This is a genomic window from Proteiniclasticum sp., from assembly GCF_003514505.1.
In the GTDB taxonomy this organism is placed as follows: Bacteria; Bacillota; Clostridia; order Clostridiales; family Clostridiaceae; genus Proteiniclasticum.
Window position 1 is genome coordinate 26,689 of the sequence record NZ_DOPX01000011.1, and the last position, 25,907, is coordinate 52,595.

The following is a 25,907-nucleotide window of genomic DNA, read 5'->3' on the forward strand; positions in this document are numbered from 1 at the left end:
AATAGCTTTCCTTTCTTCTTTTCTCGTTAATAAAAGCTCTGATATAATAGATCTAGTTGTGGATCAAAAAATAACCCATTACAGGAGGCATTTTGTGAATTATTTTTATGGAAAAAGTCAGTTTAACAGTCTTAGAAGGGCTCAAGAAAAGTATTACCTTTTGACGAACCAGAGAGGGGGGTATTCTTCTTTGTCTATTTCAGGCTCAGCTTCAAGGAATGAGCAGGTGCTTCTGATGGCATCAGTGAAAGCCCCCAATCATTGGGTACAGTTCATCTCCAATATGGAAGAGATTGTTACAGTAGAAGAGAAAGAGTGCAGCCTTCTTTCCCAGGAGTTTGTTGGATACACGAAAAATGCGGAAGGCTTCAGATATCAGGACAGTTTTGAGATGGCTGATTTTCCGACCTATCGGTATCGGGTTTTTGGAGTGGAGCTTGAGAAGAGAGTTGTCATGAAACATGAAGAGAATCTTCTGCTGCTCTCCTACAGTATGGCGAACCGTAGTGCGAATCCAGTAAAAATTCGGCTGAAACCATGGTTCAGGTTCACGAAAAAAGGCGACATGCCTTTACAGGGGCAGACGCTCGAGATGAAAGAAGGCTACATGTCAAGTAATGGTTACAGCCTGATGTATAAAACAGATGGCCAGGTACAGATGGAGGAGCTTTCCTGGCAGAAAGATCTGTATTTTGAAGATGATGCGAAAGATGAGAGAGATTCTGTAGGAAGCGCATTTTCCACACACTCCTATGTCTATGAGCTCATGCCGGGAGAAGTTCGGGAGGCTTTTGTGATGTATGGGCTGCAAGAGATCCATGAGTCACCTTCGGAAATCATAGAAAAAGAGATTGCAAGAAAAAGAAAGCTGCTGAAAAGAGCTGGTGCGCGTTCAGCCTTGGCAGAGGAACTTGTTCTTGCAGCAGATGCTTTTGTTGTAGACCGCGATTCAACTGGCGGGAAAACCATTCTAGCGGGGTATCCATTCTTCGGAGATTGGGGCCGAGATACGATGATTGCCGTCATGGGGTGCTGCATTGCCACAGGAAGAAAAGAAGACACGGAAAATATATTCCGTTCTTTCATGAAGTACATGAGAAAAGGAATTATGCCCAATATGTTCCCAGAAGGGGATGAAGCTCCTATGTACAATACCGTGGATGCCTCCCTGCTCTTTATTTATGCTGTTCAAATGTACTATGACCAGTTTGGTGATCTGGACTTTGTGCGGGAAGCATATCCAGAAATGAAAGAGATTGTTGAATGGTATAAAAAGGGAACTGATTTCCATATCAGAATGGAGGAAGACGGACTGATTTCTGCTGGAAAAGATCTGGAACAGGTGACCTGGATGGACATCAGAATCCATGACGTTCTACCGACTCCAAGGCACGGAAAACCTGTAGAGATTAATGCCTACTGGTATAATGCTCTGAAGATTTTAGCTTCTTTCTCCAGGTTACTGCAGCTGGGTGATGACTCTGCCTACGAGGATCTTTCAGAGAAAGTGAAGGAATCTTTTTTAAGTCAGTTCTGGAATGAGAAAGAGCAGTGTCTCAAAGATGTTCTATCCGGGACTTCTGCCGATGAGCAAGTCAGGCTGAATCAGATTTGGGCTGTTTCTTTACCCTACAGCATCTTACCTAAAGATAAAGAAAAACTAGTGGTAGAAAAAGTCTATGCAGAATTGTATACCCCATATGGACTTCGATCCCTATCCCCAAAAGATCCTGAGTTTAAATCATCCTATGGCGGTTCCTTATGGAACAGAGATATGGCATACCATCAAGGAACGGTCTGGGCGTTTCCATTGGGGGCATATTACCTTTCTTATCTGAAGGTGCATGATTACAGTGAAACGGCCAAAACAAAAGTCAGACGGGATCTGGCGCTTTTGAAAGGGACTCTCCAGGAAGGATGTTTAGGCCAGATTGCGGAAATATTCGATGGTCTGGAACCTAATGAATCCAAAGGGTGTTTTGCTCAGGCGTGGAGTGTGGGGGAGCTGCTGCGCGCTGTAAAAGCGGCGGAGTGAGGTATAATAATGCGTGAAAAAGATTAAAAATGCGAAAATGGATGTCTGATAAAGAGAGAAAGAGATTGAGGAAGAACAAAAGACCTCTTTGAAGATGGCAGGGTTTTATTTTTTCAGTAAATTCTGTTAATATAAAGATGAGCTCCAAGGAATACCTAAAACAGACATCCAATGGAACCCATCTTTAGAAACAGAATAAAAGAATCCGCTTAATCACCGTAGATCGTTAATCTGCTATACCTGAAAAGAGAAAGAGACCATAGACTTACCATTAGTCCAATACATTGAAGCCAAATACACATAGAACCAAAAAATCTAAGTGAATTGCATGCAGAGATGAAAAAGACCATTAGTAGATTTAAGTAACAAGTACCTTAGCAGATGAAGTCATTAAGCAGGAACCACTTTTAGGAAACAAAGAAAATGGTGGAAAGAAAGATGAACGTTGAGAAAGGTTCGTTGGAGCTTTTCCATTGCAGTAAAAAGAGAACTCCTTTCAATCGGGAGTTCTCTTTTTTTTATCGGATCTTTAATTCATAGATGTCTGGAAGGTTTCGGTATTTTTCCTCATAATCCAGTCCGTAACCGACCACAAAGGTATCGGGCATGGTGAAGAGACTGTAATGAACTTCCACATTGAGCAGGCGCTTTTGAGGATTATCAAGCAATGTGAGCACCTTCAGACTCTTTGGAGAAAAAGACTCAATATGCTGCAAGATGGTTCCTAAGGTAAGACCAGTACCTATGACATCTTCCAGCAGGAGCACATGTTTCCCTTTTATGGGGATGGAAAGATCTTTTACATAGGTGATGATTCGATTTCTTTCAGTATCTCTTTTCACTCCGATGGATAAAAAATCAATGAGAACGGGCCTTTGGAGTGCTCTTGTGAAATCACTCAGAAAGTAGACAGACCCTTTTAATATGGCCAGAATAACCAGGTCTTCTTCTGGTGGGTATTTCTCCTGAATGATTCTTGCCATTTCTTGGATTCTCTTTGCAATCTCATCCTCTGTATAGAGAATTTTTCCTAACTTACTCATCAATTGCCTCCCATTTGGCAAATCTTTCTAAAAGATTATGAAACTCATTCTTATAGACGATGCTGACATTGATTTTAGGATAAAGCTTCTTCATAAGACTGAGTTTTTTCTTTTTGTCCTTTGTATACTTCTGGTTCATAACGGTGAGTTCGATATAGGTATCAAATTTAGGTAGGTAAAAATCTGGAGAAAAGGCTTTCGTGATATTGCCTTCAAGATCCCACTCCAGGGGGAAGGTTCGAGGCTCATAGTCCCATTCAAAATCGTAAAGATCCAGGACTTTGGCAAACTCCTCCTCGGAGGTGTTCTTGAATATCACTGAGCCGTTTTTTGATGCTTCCGGAGCAGGCTGATCCAGATGATAGTAATTTTTTAAGAGGGATAGAGCTTGGACCAATGTGATATTGTCTGTATTTACAATCAGATCATAAAGAAGTGAATTGGACCAGTCTTCATGGTAGAGAAGATGGATATATTTCTTATGCCTCCTGTCTGTAAGCTCTAAGATCCTTTTTGCATCATCCTCAACAAGATTATGCTCCTTCATGAGCCGTTGGGTTCTTCTTGCGATACTTCCATGGATTTTGATATGTCCTGCAGAGGCGTGTTTTCGAAAAATGATCTGAGCGCCGAGTCCGCTGATGATGGCAGGTGTTTCAGAAACTGCAGATTTCAGTTTGTTTTCTATGAATTCCTGAAACGTTATGCCGGAGGAAGAGGATTTCAGAAAATAACCAGGGCTTTCTTCCAGCATATGGAGTTCATGTTTGGTAGCAATCTCAGGCAGCCAGTTCCTTAGAGCATACTCTCGATTGAAATAGGAAATATCAAGATCATGAGCCAGTTCTTTTGCAATCTGATCTCCCATACTGCCTGTTTCTCTAGAGAAGGTCAAAAGACTTTTCATGAAAAGTTCCTCCTGTTCATTCTGTTACTTCATTTTATCATAAAACCAGTCATCTGTTGCAGGGATCCATAGGTCCTGATTATAAGACCAGAAAAAGGGTGAAAGAGCATTGACAAACCATCCCTATAGTGTAATTCATAAAAGATTGTGGTATGATTAAAGTTATATAAAACGGTGATTTTACCGCGGAATTCTACTATTTTGGAGGTACATTATGGGGATCAAGGCTGTCGTTTTTGACCTGGATGGAGTTTTGGTCGACACGGACAGATTCCATTATCTTGCATGGAAAAAAGTGCTGCAGGATTTAGGGAAAGACTTTACAGCAGAAGATAATGAGCAAATCAAAGGGGTGGCCAGATTCAGAGCCCTGGAAATCCTGCTCAAAATGAAAAACATCGAAATGAGCGAAGTGGAGAAAATGCGGATACTCCGTAAAAAGAACAATCTTTATCTGGAGCATGTGACGGATATTGATGATTCTGATATTCTTCCTGGAGTGGAAGAGTTTCTGGAGCTTCTGAAATTCAAAGGTCTTATTACTGCAATCGCTTCAACCAGTGACAACACATCAATTATTCTGGAGCTGACAGGTTTGAAGAAATACTTTGATGTGGTCATTGACGGACACCGGGTTAGAGCACCAAAGCCAGATCCTGAAGTTTACTTGGAAACTGCTGGTGAGCTTAAACTGTCTCCTGCAGAGTGTGCAGTATTTGAAGATTCAAAAGCAGGAGTGTTATCAGGAAAAAGAGCAGGGATGAAGGTTGTGGCAGTGAGTGAAAGACCGATTCTTGAGGCAGACAAGTGGGTCAGCAGCCTGGAGGGCCTGACAGAAGCGATACTGAGATTCTAATCTTTTAGTGAAAGGATGGTCAATGATATGCAAACAGCAGCATTTTTTGATATTGACGGAACCTTATATCGAGAAGTATTTATGAAAGAATTATTCAAAAGAATGATCCGGAGCGAGATTATCCGGGAAGAGGAGTGGTATAAAGAGGTCAAGCCCTATTACGACCAGTATGACCGCAGGGTGGGTTCCTACGATGATTATCTTCTTCGTATGGCGACTATTTATACCGAGGCCATCAAAGGATACCATCGGAGTTTTATTGAGCATATCATTCATAATGTGGTCCGGGATATGGGCTTAAGAAACTATCTCTTCACAAGAAACCGCATCAAATGGCACAAGAGCCAAGGACACAAAGTGCTGACAATATCAGGAAGTCCGATTGAACTTGTAAAAGAAATGGCAAAGCTTCATGATTTTGATGACTACAGAGGTTCTATCTATCCCATGGATGATAAAGAGCGTTATACAGGCGAAGTCATTCCCATGTGGGACAGCAAATCTAAGCAGAAAGCCATTTATGATTTCAAAGAAAAGTATGATATTGATCTGGACGCCTCCTATGCCTATGGAGATACAGCTGGAGATTTCTCCATGTTTCAGCTGGTAGGACATCCAGTTTTAGTGAACCCGACCAAGGAGCTTGTGAATCTGGTTCTGAACGATCCAGAGGTGAAACACAAGGCGGAGGTCGCAGTGGAGAGAAAAGACCTGATTTATCGGGTAAAGATTGAGGAGCTTGTATTAGACTAAGAAATGAGGGATGCACATTGCTGAAACAGCAGGAAGTCATTCCAGTGGTAGTGCAAGGCAGTGAACAGACGTTGAAATTTCATGGTAAAGAAATTATCAGAAACGCCATATTTTTTGATCTTGAACATTATTTATACAAAGAGCCCATTGCCATTGGTGTATTTGGGGCAGCGGTCTATGACGAAGCAGAAAAAGCCGTCATAACCACCCAGTATATGATTGAGAACAAAAGAGATGCCAGAGCTATCCTGGAACTGACAAAAGAATATTTTATCAATCAGAAAAATAATGGGAAACAGTATCTGGTAACTTTTTCCGGGAATAATGATTTTTTAGTGATCAACCATTTGTATCAGAAGTATGATATTTCATACAGTTTTGAAGAGGAGTTTGAACTGATTGATCTTCAGAAGGAATATGAACACAAATTCCAGAAGAACATTGGGTTGAAAAATCTTGAAAAACTGCATCAGATAGACCGTGGCGGAGAACTGATCTCAGGAATGACTCTTGCAAAAACATTCTCGAAAATCATCAAAGACCAGGGGTATTTCGACCGTATGCCTCTAGAGAAAGTGGAAAAGATTCTAAAATATAATGAAGAGGATGTAGTGAATCTTTTTAACATCATGAATCGTTGGGAAAGTGTGACCATGGATGATGTGCTGATTCTTGAAGAAAAGCTGCATAGAGAAAAAATGGAGAAGCTTGCATTAAAAGCTCTTCTGGAAGAGCAGATAGAACTGGAAAAGGAAGAGAGCAACCAACCATTTAAAGGACAAAAAGAGGAATTAGGATATTCATCTTAACGGATGATGACTGTAAGAGTGTGAAGAGCCATGATGTAATCCTTATAGGATTTTCATGGTTTTTTTTGAATACAATAGAGTTCTTTCAGGTATGAAGATGTAGGAACGTGTTATTTAATTATGGCGAGGTGGAATATGGGATTTAATTTCAGAAAGAGAATACGTATTGGGAAATTTCTCAGCTTAAACATCGGTAAGTCAGGAGTGAGTCTTTCTGCAGGAAGAAGAGGGTTTAGACAGAGCTTTAATACAAAAGGTCAGGCTAGAACAACAATTGGTATTCCCGGCACTGGACTCTCCTACAGCAAAACAATTAATGCAAAGAAACTGATAAACACTGCAGGAGAGAAGAAAAAACTGAATGCCGCATCACGAAACTTCTCCTACGAAGAGGAAGTCAGACAGTTCAACGAAGATTTGGAATATCTGGTCACATTGCATCATGAGGCGGATTATCTAATAGATATTGGAAGAAATTTCAGTTCAGAAGATAGCAAGCCCTATGAACCAGGAGAAGATGGGCCGTATGTAAGAGAAGCCAAGAGGATTATTGAAGAGAATAAGCCAGGGTTTTTTAAGAGGATTTTTTCCGGGAAACAATATCGGCACGATTCAGAAGAGATGCTGAATCATGCAGAGGCTGCGGACAAGGAGCTTCTTTCCAAATGGGAGAGAAATAAGAGGATATCCGGTGAACTATTGAATATGAAAGAAGCTTCTCCTGTTGAAGTTCTAAAAAAAGTAGAACTGGAAAAGGACATGGAGTTTATTGAAGATCTGGACTGCTCTCTGGATTCGGATGGATGCTTGAATGTGGATATGACCATCAATCCAGAGTCTGTGGTGCCTAAGGAGTACATTACCTTGACTCCAACGGGAAAACTCTCGAGAAGAGAATATTCAAAAACGGACTACTATAGTATTGTCAGCCAATTTGTTGCTGCTTTGGCATTGCGTACTGGAAGAAATGTGTTTCATCTGGTTTCTCCAGATGAGATACGTCTGCACGTACACGAAATGAAAATAAGTAATGTTTCAGGACTAAAATCGGAAGAGCTCATACTGTCTGTCCTTTTGGACAAGGAAACATTTCATCAGATCAATTTTGAGGATATACAGCCTTTTGAAGCTCTTACTCAGTTCAGACACGAAGTAGATTTCTTGAAAACAAAAGGATTTAAAGAAGTTTCACGATTGAAATAAGTTTAGAAGTATTTCAGAGCGTTATGGATTGAAAAACAGGTAAAATAGAACAAATTTTAACAGTTGTGAGTTACAACATAAAAAAAAGCAAGAAGTTTGTGAAAAAGATGCTTTTTCTAAACGTTTTCTTTTTATAAACTGCAATAAAAAAAATAAATATGATTTTTATGAAAATTGACTTTGAAAATAAATTATGGCACATTGTATTAGTTAGACTTTTGTTTGAGCAGCCAGTTAAAAAGCAGAAGAAATGATAATTTGTTAATTATCAGACTAGTCTATGGGAAGGAGGGAAATCATGAAGAAACTCATTAAGGATATCGTTGAACTGGATAAAGCAGCAAGAAATGAACTTCAGCAGATTAAAGAAGAGTTGGATGAAGTTCCTGCATATGTTGCAAGTCAGAGACCTTTAATCGAGGAAAAATACAAAAGAGATACTGAGCGGCATTTGATCGAACTAAAAGAAAAGTTGCAGGCTGAGTATAATGATAAAGTGATTCAGACATCGGTGAAGTACGAAAAATCTTTAGAGAAACTTAGAAATCAGTATAAATATAACCGGGAGCGATGGCTGAAGGAGATATTTGAAAACTGTATTGACAGCTAGCTCATGAGGAGGAGGGAGAAAAACCATGGGGATTGTGAATAGTCCTGCTCTTGCTGCTAAAGCAAAATCAATGTATGGCAACAGATTGAAAAAAGAAGATTATGATGAACTCCTTAGAAAAAGCACAGTGCCTGAGATTGCGGGTTACCTCAAAAATGAGACAGAGTATGGTACGACGATGCGCGATATCTATGAGAATCGTATACATCGCGGACAGCTGGAACAGCTGATCAGACAGAACATGTATGAAAAGATTGAAAGACTTCTCAAGTTCTCTATGCTGACAAATCATGAGTTTTATAGATTGAATATTATGAAACGCGAGATTGAAGTCATCCTTCTGATACTTCGAGCAATCATTCAGGATGAAGAACATGAGGATGTTCAATATACCACTCTCATTTCAGAGATTCCATTGGCTCTTTCAGATTATTTCTCCTATGATATAGATAAAATATCTGAAACATCTTCATTTGAGGATATTCTAGATATATTACAGGGGACTCCATATCGAGCCGTGCTTAAAAAATACATCGATAAGAAGGAAGAGAAGCTGGACTTACCTGCAATCGAACAAGAGCTTTTCAGCGCATATTATCAAAGTGTTTTTAGAATCATTGAGAAGAACTTCAGTGGAAGAGTAAAAAAAGAACTGTTGGATATTTATAAAACGCAGATCGAGCTCATGAATATTGTCAAAATATATCGAATGAAGAAATTCTTCAAGGTTTCCAATGAGTATATTGAGAAGACAATGGTTCGAATGAAATCCAGAATGAGTGATTCGTTTATAAAACATCTTATTGCTCAGCCTGATGCAGAAAGTGTGCTGAGAGTTTTAGAGTCATCTAAGTACAATATGTATGTTGATGACAAAGAGTATACTTACATAGAGTATTACTCGGATCAAATAAAATATCATTTGGCGAAAAGATATATGAGATTCTCCATAGATTCTCCAGTAATCTATACCGTTTATGTGATATTGATGGAACTGGAAATCTCAAATATAACGAATATTATTGAGGCAGTTAGATACGGAACTCAAAGGAGTGAAGTAGAAAGTCTGCTGATTTACTAAGGAAGGAGGAAAAAGTATGGCAATTGCTAAAATGAAACTGGTCAATATTTTTGCGGATAATGAGCATTTAGATGAAGTTCTTGCAAAATTCATTGAACTTGACAATTTTCATCCAGAGCCTGCTTCAAAGCTAGTAGGAGCTGTGCATGGTTTGACATCAATGTACTATGACAATCCATATTTAAAGATGTTGAACAGAATCAACGAAATTGTCGACAAGATGCATCTTGAAATCGAGCCGAAACAAGTAGATGTACAGGAGTGCGATTTAAGCAGAATTGAGCGGTTTATTGAAAAAACATACCATAAGTTTGAGGAGATCACCTCGAATGAAAATGAGATCAAACAGCTGATTCAGGAAGACCAAGATGCCTTAAAACAAGTCAGAAACATCAAATCATTGGATATTTCACTTGATGATTTGTTTTCATGCCGTTATCTCATTAGTAGAGTCGGGAGACTGCCTCTAGACAGTGAAGAAAAGCTGAAGTTTTATGACAACAGACCATTTATATGGAATTCATTCAGTAAGGACAGCAATTACAGCTGGGGTATTTACATAACAACCAATGAATTCGAACGAGAGGTGGACAACGTATTCTCTTCTTTATACTTTGACAGAATCCATATACCTGATTTTGTACATGGAACACCTGAAGAGGCTGAGGAGAATTTACTTAAGGAAATCGAAAGTTTAAATAAGGATTTGCTGAAACTTAAAGAAAGTGAACAAGAGCTTCTTGAAAGAACAAGAGACAGGTATTCGCTATTCACCGCAGTGCTTACGAAAGTCAGTATGATTTTTGAAGCTAGAAGGTTTGTGGTGGGCTTAGGCGGAAGATTCTCCATCACTGGGTTTATGGCCAAAGATGATCTGGATCATCTTCACAAGTTGTTTGAGAGTATACCTTCTGTTGAAATTGAAGTACGACCAGCGAACAATGATAAAAGACTTACTCCACCAACCAAGTTAAAGAATGGATGGTTTTCAGAGCCCTTCGGTATGTTTGTTGAAATGTACGGAGTTGCAGATTATAAAGGGATAGACCCAACTCCATTTGTCGCACTGACTTACACTCTGCTCTTCGGAATTATGTTTGGGGATGTCGGACAAGGACTGGTGCTTTCTCTCCTTGGATGGGTTATGTATAAATTCAAGGGTATGAGATTAGGTGCGGTTGGTATAAGGATCGGTATTTCTTCTGCAATTTTCGGATTCCTGTATGGATCGGTATTTGGTAATGAGCATCTCTTGGATCCGTTCTTTATCAATGTGCTGGGTCTGCCAGGCAAACCAATCCATACCATGGAGCCTAGTTTCACGATGACACTCCTGCTCTCTGCCATTGCCATTGGTGCAGTTCTGATTATTTCTACCATAGGTATTAATATCTATGTGAATTATAAGAAAAAGCACACTGTGGAAATGTTCCTGTCGCATAATGGTGTGGCTGGGCTGGTGTTTTATAGCTTTGTGATCATTGGAGCAGGATTGATGCTTGGTGGTATAGCAAATCCATTTAATACCGTGACGTTGATTCTCTTTGTAGGGGTACCGTTACTGCTTATGTTCCTGAAGGAAGCAATCGAACGAAAGGTGCATGGAGAAGCCATGTTCCCCAATGGATTTGGCGGATTTTTCACAGAAGCGTTTTTTGAGCTCTTTGAAATTGTGCTTTCCTATATCACAAACACTATGTCTTATATGAGAGTAGCTGGATTTGTGCTTTCCCATGCAGGTATGATGCTGGTTGTATCAAGCCTTATGGAAATGACTGGAAATGCGGGACCTATTGTGTTTATTTTTGGTAATATTTTCGTAATGGCTCTGGAAGGCCTCATTGTAGGTATTCAGGTGCTCAGACTGGAGTTTTATGAAATGTTCTCCAGATACTATACTGGTGATGGAATTCCGTTTAAAACTTTGAAAGAATATTTATAGTGGAGGATAAAAAATGTTAAATATGATCGAATTGTTAGTTCCAATGGTACTTATTGTGTTAATCTCTCTTCCTTTAATCAAGGTGTTTAAGGGTAATATGAGTGCTCAGTCCGCAAAAACCAGGCTGATTACCCATATAGTGATGTTCTTTGTTGTAGTGATTGGCTCAGTGCTTTTCTCCGTAGGAGATTTCTCAGTACTCGCAGCTGAAGAAACAGCAGCGGCTGGTGAATCCATCACAGGAACCATCGCACAGGGATTAGGCTTTATCAGTGCTGCACTTGCTACAGGAATGTCCGCTCTGGGCGCTGGTATCGCAGTTGCAGCAGCAGCACCTGCAGCGATTGGTGCATTCTCTGAGAATGAAAAGAACTTTGGTAAATCTCTGATTTTCGTTGCCCTTGGTGAAGGTGTTGCGATTTACGGATTGTTGATCTCTATTCTTATTATTAACAAGCTGTAAGATAAGGAGGTTTTCATGAGATTTTTTCTAATAAGTGACAATATTGATACTCAAATGGGGATGCGGATGGCAGGAATTGAAGGTGTTGTCGTTCACGAACGTCGTGAAGTGCTTGAAGAGCTGGAAAAGGCAATGCATCAGGAAGATATTGCCATAGTCCTTATTACAACGAAACTCATTGAAACCTGCGCAGATGTTATTTCTGAATTAAAACTAAGACAGCTCAAACCATTGATCGTTGAAATACCAGACCGTCATGGCCAACACAAGATTGGAGAAACCATAGACAAGTATGTTAGTGATGCAATTGGTGTGAAACTATGAGGTGAAGAATATGAAATATAATACAATCGCAGAGCTGGAAACCTATTTTAGAAATGAAATCGGTAGATTATCTCAAAAGGAAATGGATGATGCCAGAAATGAGATTCAAAGGATCAAGAATAGAAGCATAAAACAAATTGAGGATTATGAAGCGAAGAATACTGAAGTGTATTTGGAGCATGAAGTTAAAAGTATAGAAAGTGAACATGCGATTGCCATCAGTAAACTCATTGATGAGAATCAGAGAAAGCTGATGCGTATGAGAAATGAGCTGATTGGTGAGCTGTTTGGCGAACTGAAGTCAAAATTGAAAGAGTATACAGCTACGGAAGAGTATCTTAGCAAGATGAAGGCTAAGATCGAAGCGGTCAGTGCAGAACATGGTTCAAAAGCAAATCTGCTGATATCAGAAAAAGACATGAAGTATGCGGAAGAACTGATAGCATGCTTTAAGGGAGAAGCTCAGGTGAAGGCGAAGAAAGACATTGAAATCGGTGGCTTCATCATTGAGTTCTATGAAGAAAATATATTCATTGATGAAACCTATGATGCAAAGCTTAAAGAGCAGCATAATAAGTTCTATGCAAATTCTGAACTGATTCTAAACTGATATGTGGGTGTTGCATGCAATGCAAAGAGGTGATTAAGTGAGTGAAAATTTAATATATTCAATTAATGGACCTGTAATCACTGTGAAAGATTCTTCTGATTTTGAAATGTTGGAAATGGTTTATGTTGGCCATAAGAAACTTATGGGAGAAGTAATTTCCATTACGAACAAATTCACGACGATTCAGGTGTATGAGAGTACAACCAGTCTAAAACCAGGTGAGCCTGTTTTCCCAACGGGAATGCCGATATCTGTAAAATTAGGACCTGGAATTATTAAGAATATCTTTGATGGTATTGAAAGACCACTGAAGGATATTTCTCAGCTGTCCGGTGCTTTTATTGAACCGGGAAGCAATGTGGAGTCTCTAGATAACCATAGAGAATGGGATGTGACGATGAAAGTTCAAGAAGGGGAAGAGCTTAGTCCAGGTCAGATTTTTGCGACTGTACCTGAAACAAACCTAATTGAGCATAGGCTCATGATACCTCCACATCTCTACGGAACTGCAGTTTATGTGGCAGAGAATGGCAAGCGGAAGATCCATGACTGCATACTTAAGCTTAAGGATGATACTGGTGCTGTTCATGAACTGACACTAGTTCAAAAGTGGCCAATTAAAACTCCTAGACCTGTAAAAGAGAGACTGCCAATATCGATACCTCTAATTACAGGGCAGAGAGTCATTGATACGCTGTTTCCCATCGCTAAAGGTGGAACTGCTGCTGTACCAGGTGGTTTCGGAACAGGAAAAACAATGACACAGCATCAGCTGGCAAAGTGGTGTGATGCAGATATTATTGTGTATGTGGGATGTGGTGAAAGAGGAAATGAGATGACTCAAGTTCTTGAAGAGTTCTCAGAACTGATTGACCCTAAATCCAACAGACCTCTTTTAGAAAGGACCGTCCTGATTGCCAATACTTCTAACATGCCAGTGGCCGCTCGTGAAGCAAGTATTTATACTGGAATCACTTTGGCGGAGTACTACCGAGATATGGGATATCATGTGGCAATGATGGCGGATTCTACTTCACGCTGGGCAGAAGCACTTCGTGAAATCAGCGGAAGACTTGAAGAAATGCCTGCAGAGGAAGGATTCCCTGCTTATTTGCCAAGCAGAATCTCACAGTTCTATGAAAGAGCTGGTTATGTAAAAAATACAAATTACTCCGAAGGGTCTGTATCCATCATTGGGGCAGTATCTCCTCAGGGTGCCGACTTTTCAGAACCCGTAACTCAGAATACAAAAAGGTTTGTCAGATGCTTCTGGGCTCTTGATAAACAGCTCGCCTATATTCGACATTATTCTGCAATCAATTGGAATTTGTCTTACTCCGAATATGTGGGGGACTTGTCCAGATGGTACAATAAAAACCTTGGACCGAAGTTTCTTACACATAGGAATGAGATTATGACTCTTCTTGCGGAAGAAAACAAACTTATGGAAATTGTAAAGCTCATCGGCAGTGATGTTCTTCCGGATGATCAGAAACTGATTATTGAAATTTCTAAGGTGATTAGAGTTGGATTCCTTCAGCAGAATGCATTCCATAAAGATGACACTTACGTGCCTTTAGAAAAACAGCTGAAGATGATGGAAGTAATCCTTTATCTGAACAGAAAAGCCAAAGAATACATCAGCTCAGATAAATCATTGAATATGCTGATACGGACAGGAATCTTTGAAAATGTAACGCGAATGAAATATGATGTACCGAACGATAATCTTGGAAAACTTGATGAGTACTACGGTATCATTGACAAAGCTGTCGCTAAAGCACAGTAGTCGAAAGGAGGAAAGCAGTTGAGCCTTCAGTATTTGGGACTTAGCGAAATCAACGGTCCTCTCATTGTGTTAGACAATGTGAAGGATGTTGGTTATGAAGAATTAGTAGAAATTACAATGAAGGATGGCACGGAGAAAACAGGCCGTGTCGTTCAGATAGATGGGCAACGTGTGGTTGTCCAGGTTTTTGAAGGGACCAATGGTCTCTCTTTGAAAAATACCACCTCAAGGTTCACAGGCAAACCCATGGAATTGCCTTTATCAAAGGAAATTCTTGGTAGAGTGTTTAATGGATCGGGTAAGCCTATTGATGGTCTTGGTAAGATTTTTGCCGATAAAATGATGGATATTAATGGCTTGCCACTAAATCCTGTATCTAGAATCTATCCAAGAAACTATATCAATACAGGAATCAGCAGCATTGACGCCCTTACCACTCTAATCCGTGGACAGAAACTCCCCATATTCACAGGTTCAGGAATGCCTCATAATGAGCTGGCGGTTCAGATTGTGAAGCAGGCGAAAATATCCGAAGGAGATGGAAAAAACTTCGCGGTTGTTTTCGCAGCCATGGGAGTGAAGAATGATGTTGCTGATTACTTCAAACGGTCATTGGAAGAAGCGGGTGTCATGGAAAATGTGGTGATGTTCCTGAATCTTTCCAATGATCCGATCATAGAACGTATTCTTGCACCTCGTTGTGCACTTACAGCAGCAGAATATCTGGCTTATGAGCATGATATGCACATCCTGGTTATTTTAACGGATATTACTTCTTATAGCGAGGCGCTCCGTGAGTTCTCCAACAGTAAAGGAGAGATTCCAGGAAGAAAAGGATATCCGGGATATCTGTACTCAGATTTATCATCTCTTTATGAGAGAGCGGGGATTATTGAAAATGCGAAAGGATCTGTAACCCAGATCCCGATCCTAACGATGCCGAATGATGATATTACCCATCCAATTCCAGACTTAACAGGGTATATTACCGAAGGACAGATTGTACTGGATCGAGACTTGAATCAGCTGGGGATCTATCCGCCTGTAGGCGTTCTGCCTTCTCTATCCAGACTGATGAAGGACGGCATAGGTGATGGCTATACGAGGAAAGATCACTCTTCTGTAGCAAACCAGCTTTTTGCATGTTATGCAAAAGTACAAGATGCAAGAAGCTTGGCATCTGTTATTGGTGAAGATGAGTTAAGCGATCTGGATAAGCAGTATATGGAATTTGGCAAACTCTTTGAAGGTCAGTTTCTTAACCAGGGTATGAATACAAACAGAGATATTTTAGAAACTCTGGAGCTTGGATGGGATCTGCTTTCGATGCTTCCTAAACAGGAGCTGGATAGAATTGATTCTGAAGTCCTCGATCAGTATTATAATCGAGAACGGAGCATGAAAAGATTTAAGCTTGCTGAAAGGTCTATCATCCGTGAACTAGCGATGGATGGTGAGTAATTATGGCTAACAATCAGGTTTTTCCAACAAAGGGAAATCTCATCGCACTGAAGAAATCCAGTTCTCTGGCAGAGTTGGGATATGAACTCATGGATCGAAAACGGAATATTCTCATCAGGGAGATCATGATTCATTTGGATGAAATAAAGAGTTTGAGAGACCAGATTTCAGTTACGTTCAACAAAGCCTATATCGCATTGCAAGAGGCCAACACCACTCTTGGTATCATCTCTGATCTCGCGGAAATGGTGCCTATTGATGATGGAATATCCATTACCTACCGAAGTGTCATGGGTGTTGAAATACCTATGGTTTCTCACGAGAAGCCACAAATGAAGCTCACTTATGGTATGGAAAGAGCTAATACTAAGTTTGACTATGCGTATAGAATGTTTCAAGAAGTGAAGGAGCTATCCATAAAACTTGCTGATATTGAAAACTCCGTATACCGATTAGCGAATGCAATCAGAAAATCACAGAAGCGTGCAAATGCACTGAAAAATATCGTGATTCCTGAGTTTCAGCAGAACATCAAATTCATTACAGAAGCTTTGGAAGAAAAGGAACGCGAAGAGTTTACAAGGCAGAAAGTCATCAAGAACAAAAAAGACAGGAAAATATAGAAAAAAAGCTCTCTGCAGGGATTCACTATGGTGATGGCCTCGACAGGGAGCTTTTTTAGACGTCTTTTGAAAGAGGACAGCCCACAAAGCACATTAAAACTAAGTTAAAATTAGCAAAAGGTATTTACAAATCTCTAAGGAGGTGGTATTTTAATAACGTACCTGTTAGCACTCGCTAGTTATGAGTGCTAATAAAAGGAGGGGAGATAGAGTGTCAACAGAAGTGGATCGAAGAAAACTAGAAATACTGAAGGCGATTGTCACAGATTATATCATGACAGGAGAGCCTGTGGGTTCTAGAACCTTAGAGAAAAAATATAAGTTAGGGATCAGTTCTGCTACCATCCGAAATGAGATGGCAGATTTGGAAGAACTAGGATATTTGGACCAATTGCACTCTTCTTCTGGCAGAGTTCCCTCTGCAAAGGGCTACCGAATGTACATTGACAAACTCATGACATTGGAATCCTTGAGTCCTGATGAGGTGCGCTTTATTGAAGATAAAATCATCACCATGGCTGCTTTTGAAATGGATAAGATTATGAAACAGACAGCGATGATGCTCTCAGAACTGACGAATCTGGCGGTTGTTGCTAAGAAGCCCAGTCTTTCAAAAGCTCATGTGAAAAATATTCAGCTGATCCAAGTGGAGAAGAATACAATTCTTGCAGTAATCATGGTGGACCATGGATCCATCACACACAAGCTCATCAAGCTGAATCACACACCAGAGCCGGAAGTGCTGACAAATATTTGCAATCTCCTGAATCTGAAGCTGAAAGATATGACCATAGAAGATATTAATCTTCATATTGTCAACAGCTTGAAAAATGATCTGGAAGGATATGATGAGCTGTTTCTGTCGATTTTGTCCGCTGTATATGACAGTCTGAATGAAGAAGCTTCTGAAGATCAGTATTTTGTGGATGGAACTTCAAAAATCCTGAACTATCCTGAGTTTTCAGACATCAACAAAATGAAGGATTTCCTGGGACTTCTGGAGCAGCCTGAACTTCTCTTTCATGATATGGAAGATCTGGGTGAGGAAATGATGATTACCTTAGGGGATGAGCTGGCGCTTCCTGAAGCAAAAGATTTTACAATCATCACCACAAGTTATCGAATCAATGATGAAAATGTTGGCACCATCAATCTGATTGGCCCGAGAAGGCTGGATTATCAGAAGGTTGTGTCTATCATAAATAATGTGAAGAAAGAGCTGAAAAAGAAGCTCAATGAGGAGGATGTAAATGACGGAGGATAAGAATAAGATTCCTGAGGATTTGAAGAAAGAGGAAGCAGTTCATGAGGAGAATCCCACGGAAACTTTAGAGGAGGAAGCAAATGAAGCGGAATCCAGTGAACAGCCTACTGAAGAAAAAGTTGAGAATACGATAGATATGAAAGAACTGTTCAGAAAGAAAAAAGAAATGCTGGAAAGCATCAAGAAACTGGAAAATGAAAACAGTGCATTGAAAGACAGGCTTGCAAGAATCAGTGCTGAATATGACAACTATAGAAAGAGAACTCAGAAAGAGAAGGAAGGGATTTATGCAGACAGCATCGTAGATGTTGTGAAAGAGCTTCTTCCAGTTCTGGACAATCTGGAAATGTCTCTAAAAGTGGAGGCTCAGGATGTGGAAGCGCTGAAAAAAGGTGTTTCGATGACACTGACTCAGTTTCAGGATTCACTTCTGAAACTTAAGGTCACAGAGATTTCTACGGAAACTCCATTTGATCCAAACCTTCATGAGGCAGTGATGCATGTGGAGGATCCAAGCTATTCAGAGAAAGAAATTGTCGATGTTTTCTTAAAAGGATATCAGAGAGAAGAAAAAATTATTAGATACAGCGTCGTTAAGGTCGCTAATTAGGAGGAAATATAAAATGGCAAAAGTTATAGGAATTGACTTAGGAACAACAAACTCAGTAGTTGCAGTTATGGAAGGTGGAGATCCAGTGATCATCACAAGTTCAGAAGGTGGTAGAACAACACCATCTGTAGTATCTTTCCAGGCCAATGGGGAGAGACTTGTGGGGCAGGTTGCGAAGAGACAGGCAATCACAAATCCAGATAAGACCATTGCTTCAGCAAAAAGATACATGGGAACTGACAAGAAGTTCAATATTGATGGTAAAGATTACACACCACAGGAAATCTCAGCGATGGTCCTTGGGAAGCTGAAAGCGGACGCTGAAGCGTACCTGGGCGAAAAAGTAACACAGGCTGTTATTACAGTTCCAGCGTACTTCAATGACTCCCAAAGACAGGCAACCAAAGATGCGGGTAAGATCGCTGGCCTTGAAGTGCTTAGAATCATCAACGAGCCAACCGCTGCATCTTTAGCATATGGTCTGGATAAAGTGGATGAAGCTCATAAGATTCTTGTATATGACCTGGGAGGCGGAACCTTCGACGTTTCTATCCTGGATCTTGGAGATGGTGTGTTCGAGGTTCTTTCAACCAACGGTAACACAAAGCTTGGCGGAGATGATTTTGATGAAAGAGTCATGAATTATATTGCCGATGAGTTCAAAAAGAGCAATGGCATCGATTTAAGGTCTGACAAGATGGCACTTCAGAGACTGAAGGAAGCTGCAGAGAAGGCAAAGGTAGAACTTTCCTCTTCTATGACCACTTCCATCAATCTGCCATTTATCACAGCGGATGCAACAGGTCCAAAGCATATCGATATGACTCTGACAAGAGCGAAGTTCAATGAGCTGACAGCAGACCTTGTAAAGGCCACCATCGAGCCTATGAAGAAATCCCTGAATGATGCGGGACTTACACTGAACGATATCGATAAGGTAATACTAGTAGGTGGATCCACAAGAATTCCTGCAGTCATTGACGCCATTAAGGATTTCACAGGAAAAGAGCCTTCTAAGGGAGTAAATGCTGATGAGGTTGTTGCACTGGGTGCTGCGATTCAGGCTGGTGTTCTTACTGGAGAAGTGAAGGATATCCTTCTTCTTGATGTAACTCCACTGACTCTTGGTCTTGAAACCTATGGGGGTGTTGCTACACCAATCATCGAAAGAAACACCACAATTCCTACAAAGAAGAGCCAGATCTTCACCACTGCTGCAGATGGACAGACTTCTGTGGAAGTTCACGTTGTGCAGGGTGAAAGACAGATGGCTGCAGACAACAAGACCCTTGGAAGATTCACACTTTCAGGAATTGCACCTGCAAAGAGAGGGATTCCACAGATCGAAGTTACCTTCGACATTGATGCCAATGGTATCGTAAAAGTAACTGCTGTAGATAAGGCAACAAATAAAGAAGCCAATATCACCATTACTGCATCAACGAATCTATCCGATGAAGAAATCGATAAGGCAGTGAAGGAAGCGGAGAGATTTGCTGAAGAAGATAAGAAGAAGAAAGAAGAAGTAGAAACCAAGAACAATGCGGATCAGGCTGTTTATCAGACTGAACAGACTCTGGAAGAACTGAAAGAGAAGATCAGTGAAGAAGATAAGGCAAAGATCACTGAAAAGCTTGAAGTGCTGAAGAACATCAAAGATGGCAGCGATATGGATGCCATCAAGAAAGCGACAGAAGAACTGACCAATGAGTTCTACGCAGTTTCTTCCAAGATTTATCAGGCAGAGGCAGCACAGAATCAGGGAGCACCAGGAGCTGAAGATGCTGGGCAGGCTGGACCTCAGGGAGATAATGTAGTTGACGCAGATTTCAAGGTTGAGGATGACAAATAAAGAGGGTATAATACTCTAGTACTTGGATGAGGGGTGGGCAGATGCTGCTCTTCCCTTATTCAGCTGTAATCCGTATTCTATGCCTTGGCTGAAGGCAGTGCATACTAATAGGTGGTGTAAGAATGGCGAAAAAAGACTTGTATGAAGTCCTTGGACTTCAAAAAGGTGCCGATGAAAAACAGATTAAGAGTGCTTTCAGAAAACTTGCGATTAAATATCATCCAGATAAAAATCCAGGGGACAAGGAAGCGGAAGAAAAGTTCAAAGAAATAAACGAGGCGTATCAGATTCTATCTGATCCTCAGAAAAAAGCGCAATATGATCAGTTCGGTACAACAGACTTTAATGCTGGTGGTGCTGGAGCTGGATACAATGCTCAGGACTTTGGAGATTTTGGAGACATCTTCGAATCGTTCTTTGGTGGAGGATTTGGCGGTGGACAAAGAAGAAGGACTGGCCCAAGACGAGGTGCGGATCTGGAATACCGTATGGATCTCAGCTTTGAAGAAGCTGTTTTCGGTGTGGAAAAAGATATACACATCACAAGAACCGAGGACTGTGATATTTGTCATGGCAGCGGAGCAAAGCAAGGAACATCCAAAGAGACGTGTAAAACCTGTCATGGGCAAGGAACTGTCCGGGTACAGAGGCAGACACTCTTCGGCAATATGATTCAGGAAGCTCCATGCCAAACTTGTGGCGGGACAGGCGAAATCATCACTGAACCTTGCGAACAGTGCCGTGGAAAGGGTCAGGTTCGTCAGAGAAGGAAAATCAGTGTAAAAGTACCTGCAGGAGTAGACACAGGAAATGTGATGCCGTTAAGAGGCCAGGGGGACAAGGGTGCAAAAGGCGGTCCTTCAGGGGATCTTCATGTTGTCATCCAAGTGAAACCACATAAGTTCTTTATCCGTAAAGGGGATGATATTTATGTGGACACACACATCAATATTGCGGAGGCTGCACTTGGAAAAGAAGTGCGTGTTCCAACCATTGATGGTGATGTATCCTATGATATTCCATCTGGAACTCAGTCAGGAACTCTCTTCAGGCTGAAAGGCAAGGGAGTAACGATGGTCAACTCCAGAAGTGGAGCACGAGGAGATCAGTATGTGAATGTCATCGTGGATGTGCCCAAAAAACTCAATGATGCTCAAAAAGAAGCTCTATACCAGTTCCTGGAAGCATCCGGTCAGATCGTGGACCGTGAGAATAGAGAAGATAAAAAAGATAAAAAAGACAAGAAGAAATTCGGTATATTCTAGTCAGGATCATTGGAAACAGAAAAGTCTCAGGAAAACCTGGGGCTTTTTTTGAGGTGTTTCTTTTCATTCTGTGAGAATGTAATATAATAGATTGAAGAAGTGAAGTAACTGCACTAGAGAGTTTTTTATGGATTTGAAAAAAACTTTCAGGTGAATAGAGCGAGCGTAAAGCGATAGGAGAGTAACATGAGTACATGGAATGAAATCAAAATTGTTCTTCAGGAAGAAGATCTGGAGTTTATTCAAGGGGTTCTTTATACAATGGATGTAAAAGGGGTATCCATTGAAGATCCCAGTGATATTTTAGGCAGGGAACAAAGTCCTCTCACTTGGGATTTTGCAGACATCAATATTTTTGAGTATGGAAAAGACAAAGCGGTGGTCCGGGCTTATTTCAACATTGATGTGGATGTTGCTGAGATTGTGAGAGAAATTGAAGAGAAAGTTCAGGAAGCCAAATCGTATGGGGTAGAGTTCCATGAGTATGAAATTTTCTCGGAAGAAGTCAATGAGAATGACTGGGCGAATGAATGGAAGAAATATTATAAACCTACGAAGATCGGAGAACGTTTTGTTGTGAAGCCTCTCTGGGAGGAGTATGAGCCTAAGGGTGATGAAATCATCCTGCATATGGATCCTGGTATGGCATTTGGTACAGGGACCCATGAGACAACCAGAATGTGTCTGGAAGCCATAGAAGATTACATGAAAAAAGATACCACAGTCTTTGACATTGGTACAGGATCGGGTATTTTAGCCATCGGAGCCTCCAAGCTGGGTGCTTCGAAAGTGGTAGGTGTGGATCTTGATATTGTAGCAGTAGATTCAGCAAAGGAAAATGTGGGATATAATTCCCTTGAAAATGTGGAAATTCTTCATGGAAATCTCATGGATGTGGTGGATGGAACAGCAGACATCATCGTGGCAAATATCATCGCAGAGATCATTTTAGTACTGATTCCTGATGTGAAGAAGAAGCTTCATGCAGATGGTGTGTTCATATCTTCAGGAATAATCCGTGAAAAAGAAGAGATGGTCAGAAATGGACTGATGGAAAATGGATTCATGGTGAAGGAAGTAAGATACGAAGGAGAGTGGGTCTGCATCATTGCGGAGGTGTCTCATGCATAAGTTTTTCACGGATGAACTGGACGATGTTTTTGCCTATATCAGAGGAGATGACCATAAACATCTCAGCCGTGTGCTCAGACTGAAAGAACAGGATGAAATACTTATAAATGATCTCAAAGGACAGGATTATCTTGGTAGAATCGAAACTATAGATAAAAACGAAACCAAAGTGGAGCTGCGTGAAAAAGTTCCAGAGAGCAATGAAAGCTCACTTAAGGTCACCCTTTTTCAAGGACTTCCAAAAGCAGGAAAAATGGATCTTATCGTTCAGAAATGCACAGAGCTTGGTGTTCAGAGAATCGTCCCTGTTGTGACTGAGCGTGTGGTCGTCAAAAACTCATCTGAGTTCAAAAAACTGGATCGACTAAAGAGAATCTGTCTGGAAGCTGCAAAGCAATCAAAGCGCAGCGTGCTTCCGGAGATCACAGAACCCATGAGCTTCGCAGAGCTCCTGATGGAGATGAAGAAGCTGGATGTCTTTGTGGTGCCTTATGAGAATCAGGAAGAGTACGGTTTTCTGACACTGAAAAAAGAACTGGCAAACATCAGTTCCATGGGGATATTTGTGGGACCGGAAGGTGGGTTCACTGAGAAAGAAATTGATCTCTTAAAAGACAAGGGGGCTAAGATTCTAACTCTGGGCAACCGGATCTTAAGAACGGAAACTGCAGGATTTACAGCTGTGGCCATAGCCCAGCTTTTGTATGGAGATATGGGAGGAAAATAATTGATGAAAGTCGCATTTCAGACCCTTGGCTGCCGAGTCAATGTTTATGATTCGGAGGCCATGATTGAAATGTTCAAGAAAGACGGGTATGAGCTGGTTGATTTTAATGAAACAGCAGATGTATATGTCATCAATACCTGTACCGTGACGAACATGGGAGATAAAAAGTCCAGGCAGTACATCAGTCGAGCCAAGAGGAAGAATCCTCAAGCCACTGTGGCTGTCGTAGGTTGCTATTCACAGGTGAGCAAAGAGGATGTGATGGAAATCCCAGGGGTTGATGTCATTCTGGGATCAAGGAACAAAAGTGATATTGTCTATCATGTGAATCAGGCTAGAGCAGAGAAACGTCAAATCGTAGAGGTTACAGATAAACTGATTCTGAACTCAAAGTTTGAAGATTTAGGTGTGACTGGATACGAGGGAAAGACGAGAGCGTTTTTAAAGATTCAGGATGGATGCAACAGGTTCTGCACCTACTGCATTATCCCTTATGCAAGAGGTGGGCTATCCAGTAAGAATCCCGATAAAGTTCTTGATGAAATCAGGAAACTGTCTGAAGAAGGATACACTGAAGTGATTCTTTCTGGAATTCACATTGCCTCTTATGGACATGATCTTCAGGAAAAATGGGATCTTCTGGATCTTCTGGATCAGATTGAAGAGATTGATGGCATCAGAAGAGTCAGAATTGGCTCCATTGAGCCTATGTTCTTCAAAGAAGGGAGAATGGATCGTATCGTCAAGATGAGAAAGCTCTGTCCTCATTTTCATCTCTCTCTTCAATCGGGATCAGACCATACACTGCAGAGGATGAACCGCCGCTATACAGCTAGCGATTTTGAAGAGGTTGTATCAGAGCTCAGGCAGAAGATGCCTGATGTTTCGATTACCACGGATGTAATTGTTGGATTTCCAGGCGAGTCTGAAGAGGAGTTCCAGGAGACATTTGATTTTCTGGACCGCATGAATCTAACAAAGGTGCATACCTTTAAATACAGCCAGAGAAAAGGGACACCAGCATATCAGATGAAAGAACAGGTTTCGGGTGAGATTAAAGATATTCGAAGCAAACGTATTATGACTCAAAGCAATGAAAAAGAAGCAATATTTCTTGAGTCATATCTTGGGAGATCACTTACGGTTCTTTATGAGGAAGGAAAAGGCGGTATTCATTTCGGATATTCAGCGAACTATCTGAAGATCAGAGTAGAGAGCAATGTGGATATTCAAGGAAAGTATCTGGAAACGAAGATAGTGGGCTTGAAGGAGGATTACTTGATCGGTGAAATCATCTAAACAGACTTACCACTGAGGAGATTTATTTGATATACTGAATCAAGAAGTAAAATTTGAAAGGCGGATCGATATGGATTGTTTATTTTGTAAGATCATACAAGGAGAAATCCCATCTGCTAAGATTTATGAAGATGAGTTTGTCTATGCATTCAGGGACATTGATCCTAAAGCACCTACCCATGTGCTGATTGTACCCAAAAAGCATATTTCGTCGGTGAATGAGCTGGAAGCTGAAGATACCGCTTTGCTTGGAAATGTGTATAAAGCTGTGCAAACCGTAGCTGTAGCGGAAGGCATTGATAAAACAGGGTATCGGGTTGTTGTGAACACTCTATCTGATGGAGGGCAGACTGTGGCACATCTTCATTTCCATCTCCTGGGAGGAAGAAGTCTCACTTGGCCACCTGGCTAAAAACGTTGACTGTTTTGAAAATATGTACTATAATTACTAGTGTGTTATTTTGCCCGAAAGGCTGATATTTATATTTTTAACTAGCGGAGGGAGGGATAATGAATGTCAGAAATCAAAGTTGGAGAGAATGAATCTTTAGAGAACGCACTGAGACGCTTCAAGAAGAAGTGTGCAAGATCCGGAATTCTTGGTGAAGTAAGAAAGAGAGAACATTACGAGAAGCCAAGTGTAAAGAAGAAGCTTAAGTCCGAAGCAGCAAGAAAGAGAAAGTTCAAGTAGTTTTCTTTTTTTAGAAAAGGTGTGATCAAACTATGATCAAAGAACAGATTCAGAATGATTGGAAAGAAGCTCTGAAAAGCAAGGATAAGGGAAAAGCCAGTGTTTTAAGCATGGCAAAATCTGCAATCCTCTATGCTGAAAAAGAAGCTCAAACCTCACTTTCTGAAGAACAAATCATTGAGATTCTCGCTAGAGAAGTGAAAATGAGAAGAGATGCTGTAGCTGAGTTTGAAAAAGGTCAAAGAGCTGACCTGGTTGAACAAAGCAATTTCGAAATAGAAACTTTATTAAGTTATCTACCAAAGCAGTTAAAAGAAGATGAAATAATTGAATTGGTTGAGAATACAGCTAAAGAAATCGGAGCAAATAACATGAAAGACATGGGGAAACTCATGGCAGCACTCAAGCCGTTGATTACAGGAAAAGCCGATGGCAAACTTGTGAGCACTCTGGTGAAGAATTATTTAACGAAATAAAAAATGGCTCATCTTGTTTCTGTGAAATAAGATGAGTTTTTTTGTCTCTAAACAAGGTGTAAGAAACCTGGAAAAAGGATATA

26 protein-coding genes are annotated in these 25,907 nt (G+C 40.7%); 24 read left to right on the plus strand and 2 right to left on the minus strand.

The window, feature by feature from the left end; translation table 11 throughout:
- Window positions 1–94: 94 nt before the first annotated feature.
- A complete protein-coding gene (locus DEF30_RS03150; RefSeq protein ID WP_294096403.1) occupies window positions 95–2,035 on the plus strand; it encodes an amylo-alpha-1,6-glucosidase in 1,941 nt (646 codons plus the stop codon).
- Between the two features lie 518 nt (window positions 2,036–2,553).
- Here the strand turns inward: DEF30_RS03150 and hpt are convergent.
- Together hpt and DEF30_RS03160 are read right to left on the minus strand one after the other, a co-directional pair.
- Entirely contained in the window at window positions 2,554–3,078 is a 525-nt protein-coding gene (hpt, locus tag DEF30_RS03155) for a hypoxanthine phosphoribosyltransferase (protein WP_294096405.1), read from the minus strand.
- Window positions 3,071–3,985, minus strand: a complete 915-nt coding sequence (locus DEF30_RS03160) for a cytidylate kinase family protein (protein ID WP_294096407.1) — start codon at window positions 3,983–3,985, stop codon at window positions 3,071–3,073. The genes hpt and DEF30_RS03160 overlap by 8 nt, the downstream gene beginning before the upstream one ends.
- A 214-nt stretch (window positions 3,986–4,199) precedes the next feature.
- Here DEF30_RS03160 and pgmB point away from each other — a divergent pair, with 214 nt between their 5' ends.
- The 23 genes from pgmB to DEF30_RS03275 all read left to right on the plus strand — a co-directional run bounded on the left by pgmB (window position 4,200) and on the right by DEF30_RS03275 (window position 25,824).
- Window positions 4,200–4,841, plus strand: a complete 642-nt coding sequence (gene pgmB, locus DEF30_RS03165; protein ID WP_294096409.1) for a beta-phosphoglucomutase — start codon at window positions 4,200–4,202, stop codon at window positions 4,839–4,841.
- A 27-nt stretch (window positions 4,842–4,868) separates the two neighbouring features.
- Entirely contained in the window at window positions 4,869–5,594 is a 726-nt protein-coding gene (locus tag DEF30_RS03170) for an HAD-IB family hydrolase (RefSeq protein ID WP_294096412.1), read from the plus strand.
- A gap of 17 nt (window positions 5,595–5,611) precedes the next feature.
- Window positions 5,612–6,403, plus strand: a complete 792-nt coding sequence (locus tag DEF30_RS03175) for a ribonuclease H-like domain-containing protein (RefSeq protein WP_294096415.1) — start codon at window positions 5,612–5,614, stop codon at window positions 6,401–6,403.
- A gap of 135 nt (window positions 6,404–6,538) precedes the next feature.
- Window positions 6,539–7,606, plus strand: a complete 1,068-nt coding sequence (locus tag DEF30_RS03180) for a DUF4236 domain-containing protein (protein WP_294096416.1) — start codon at window positions 6,539–6,541, stop codon at window positions 7,604–7,606.
- A gap of 298 nt (window positions 7,607–7,904) precedes the next feature.
- Window positions 7,905–8,216, plus strand: a complete 312-nt coding sequence (locus DEF30_RS03185) for a hypothetical protein (protein ID WP_294096418.1) — start codon at window positions 7,905–7,907, stop codon at window positions 8,214–8,216.
- A 25-nt stretch (window positions 8,217–8,241) separates the two neighbouring features.
- Window positions 8,242–9,297 carry a V-type ATPase subunit gene (locus DEF30_RS03190; RefSeq protein ID WP_294096441.1) on the plus strand — a complete coding sequence of 352 codons (1,056 nt, stop codon included), beginning with the start codon at window positions 8,242–8,244 and terminating at the stop codon, window positions 9,295–9,297.
- A gap of 16 nt (window positions 9,298–9,313) precedes the next feature.
- Window positions 9,314–11,239, plus strand: coding sequence for a V-type ATPase 116kDa subunit family protein (locus DEF30_RS03195; protein ID WP_294096443.1), 1,926 nt, complete (start codon window positions 9,314–9,316; stop codon window positions 11,237–11,239).
- A 22-nt stretch (window positions 11,240–11,261) separates the two neighbouring features.
- A complete protein-coding gene (locus DEF30_RS03200) occupies window positions 11,262–11,702 on the plus strand; it encodes an ATP synthase subunit C (protein WP_294096444.1) in 441 nt (146 codons plus the stop codon).
- Between the two features lie 15 nt (window positions 11,703–11,717).
- Window positions 11,718–12,026, plus strand: a complete 309-nt coding sequence (locus DEF30_RS03205) for a V-type ATP synthase subunit F (RefSeq protein ID WP_031573217.1) — start codon at window positions 11,718–11,720, stop codon at window positions 12,024–12,026.
- Window positions 12,027–12,036: 10 nt separating this feature from the next.
- A complete protein-coding gene (locus DEF30_RS03210; protein WP_294096450.1) occupies window positions 12,037–12,636 on the plus strand; it encodes a V-type ATP synthase subunit E in 600 nt (199 codons plus the stop codon).
- 37 nt (window positions 12,637–12,673) lie between these two features.
- Window positions 12,674–14,425, plus strand: coding sequence for a V-type ATP synthase subunit A (locus tag DEF30_RS03215; protein ID WP_294096451.1), 1,752 nt, complete (start codon window positions 12,674–12,676; stop codon window positions 14,423–14,425).
- An 18-nt stretch (window positions 14,426–14,443) separates the two neighbouring features.
- Entirely contained in the window at window positions 14,444–15,886 is a 1,443-nt protein-coding gene (locus tag DEF30_RS03220; RefSeq protein WP_294096453.1) for a V-type ATP synthase subunit B, read from the plus strand.
- Window positions 15,887–15,888: 2 nt separating this feature from the next.
- Window positions 15,889–16,509: a V-type ATP synthase subunit D gene (locus tag DEF30_RS03225; protein WP_294096455.1), complete on the plus strand. Its 621-nt coding sequence runs from the start codon at window positions 15,889–15,891 to the stop codon at window positions 16,507–16,509.
- Window positions 16,510–16,720: 211 nt separating this feature from the next.
- Complete coding sequence (gene hrcA, locus DEF30_RS03230; RefSeq protein ID WP_294096456.1) at window positions 16,721–17,773, plus strand: heat-inducible transcriptional repressor HrcA; 1,053 nt, start codon at window positions 16,721–16,723, stop codon at window positions 17,771–17,773.
- Window positions 17,760–18,383 carry a nucleotide exchange factor GrpE gene (gene grpE, locus DEF30_RS03235; protein ID WP_294096458.1) on the plus strand — a complete coding sequence of 208 codons (624 nt, stop codon included), beginning with the start codon at window positions 17,760–17,762 and terminating at the stop codon, window positions 18,381–18,383. The genes hrcA and grpE overlap by 14 nt, the downstream gene beginning before the upstream one ends.
- A gap of 13 nt (window positions 18,384–18,396) precedes the next feature.
- Window positions 18,397–20,235 carry a molecular chaperone DnaK gene (gene dnaK, locus DEF30_RS03240; RefSeq protein WP_294096460.1) on the plus strand — a complete coding sequence of 613 codons (1,839 nt, stop codon included), beginning with the start codon at window positions 18,397–18,399 and terminating at the stop codon, window positions 20,233–20,235.
- Window positions 20,236–20,357: 122 nt separating this feature from the next.
- Window positions 20,358–21,500: a molecular chaperone DnaJ gene (dnaJ, locus tag DEF30_RS03245; protein WP_294096462.1), complete on the plus strand. Its 1,143-nt coding sequence runs from the start codon at window positions 20,358–20,360 to the stop codon at window positions 21,498–21,500.
- 186 nt (window positions 21,501–21,686) lie between these two features.
- The gene (gene prmA / locus DEF30_RS03250; protein WP_294096463.1) at window positions 21,687–22,631 is read left to right on the plus strand and encodes a 50S ribosomal protein L11 methyltransferase; all 945 of its coding nucleotides are present in this window, start codon (window positions 21,687–21,689) and stop codon (window positions 22,629–22,631) included.
- The gene (locus tag DEF30_RS03255) at window positions 22,624–23,358 is read left to right on the plus strand and encodes a 16S rRNA (uracil(1498)-N(3))-methyltransferase (RefSeq protein ID WP_294096465.1); all 735 of its coding nucleotides are present in this window, start codon (window positions 22,624–22,626) and stop codon (window positions 23,356–23,358) included. The genes prmA and DEF30_RS03255 overlap by 8 nt, the downstream gene beginning before the upstream one ends.
- Before the next feature lie 3 nt (window positions 23,359–23,361).
- Entirely contained in the window at window positions 23,362–24,657 is a 1,296-nt protein-coding gene (gene mtaB, locus DEF30_RS03260; protein ID WP_294096492.1) for a tRNA (N(6)-L-threonylcarbamoyladenosine(37)-C(2))-methylthiotransferase MtaB, read from the plus strand.
- A 70-nt stretch (window positions 24,658–24,727) separates the two neighbouring features.
- A complete protein-coding gene (locus DEF30_RS03265) occupies window positions 24,728–25,069 on the plus strand; it encodes a histidine triad nucleotide-binding protein (RefSeq protein ID WP_294096466.1) in 342 nt (113 codons plus the stop codon).
- A gap of 102 nt (window positions 25,070–25,171) precedes the next feature.
- A complete protein-coding gene (rpsU, locus tag DEF30_RS03270) occupies window positions 25,172–25,348 on the plus strand; it encodes a 30S ribosomal protein S21 (RefSeq protein WP_031573182.1) in 177 nt (58 codons plus the stop codon).
- A 32-nt stretch (window positions 25,349–25,380) separates the two neighbouring features.
- Window positions 25,381–25,824, plus strand: coding sequence for a GatB/YqeY domain-containing protein (locus DEF30_RS03275; protein ID WP_294096471.1), 444 nt, complete (start codon window positions 25,381–25,383; stop codon window positions 25,822–25,824).
- The last annotated feature ends 83 nt before the right edge of the window (window positions 25,825–25,907 follow it).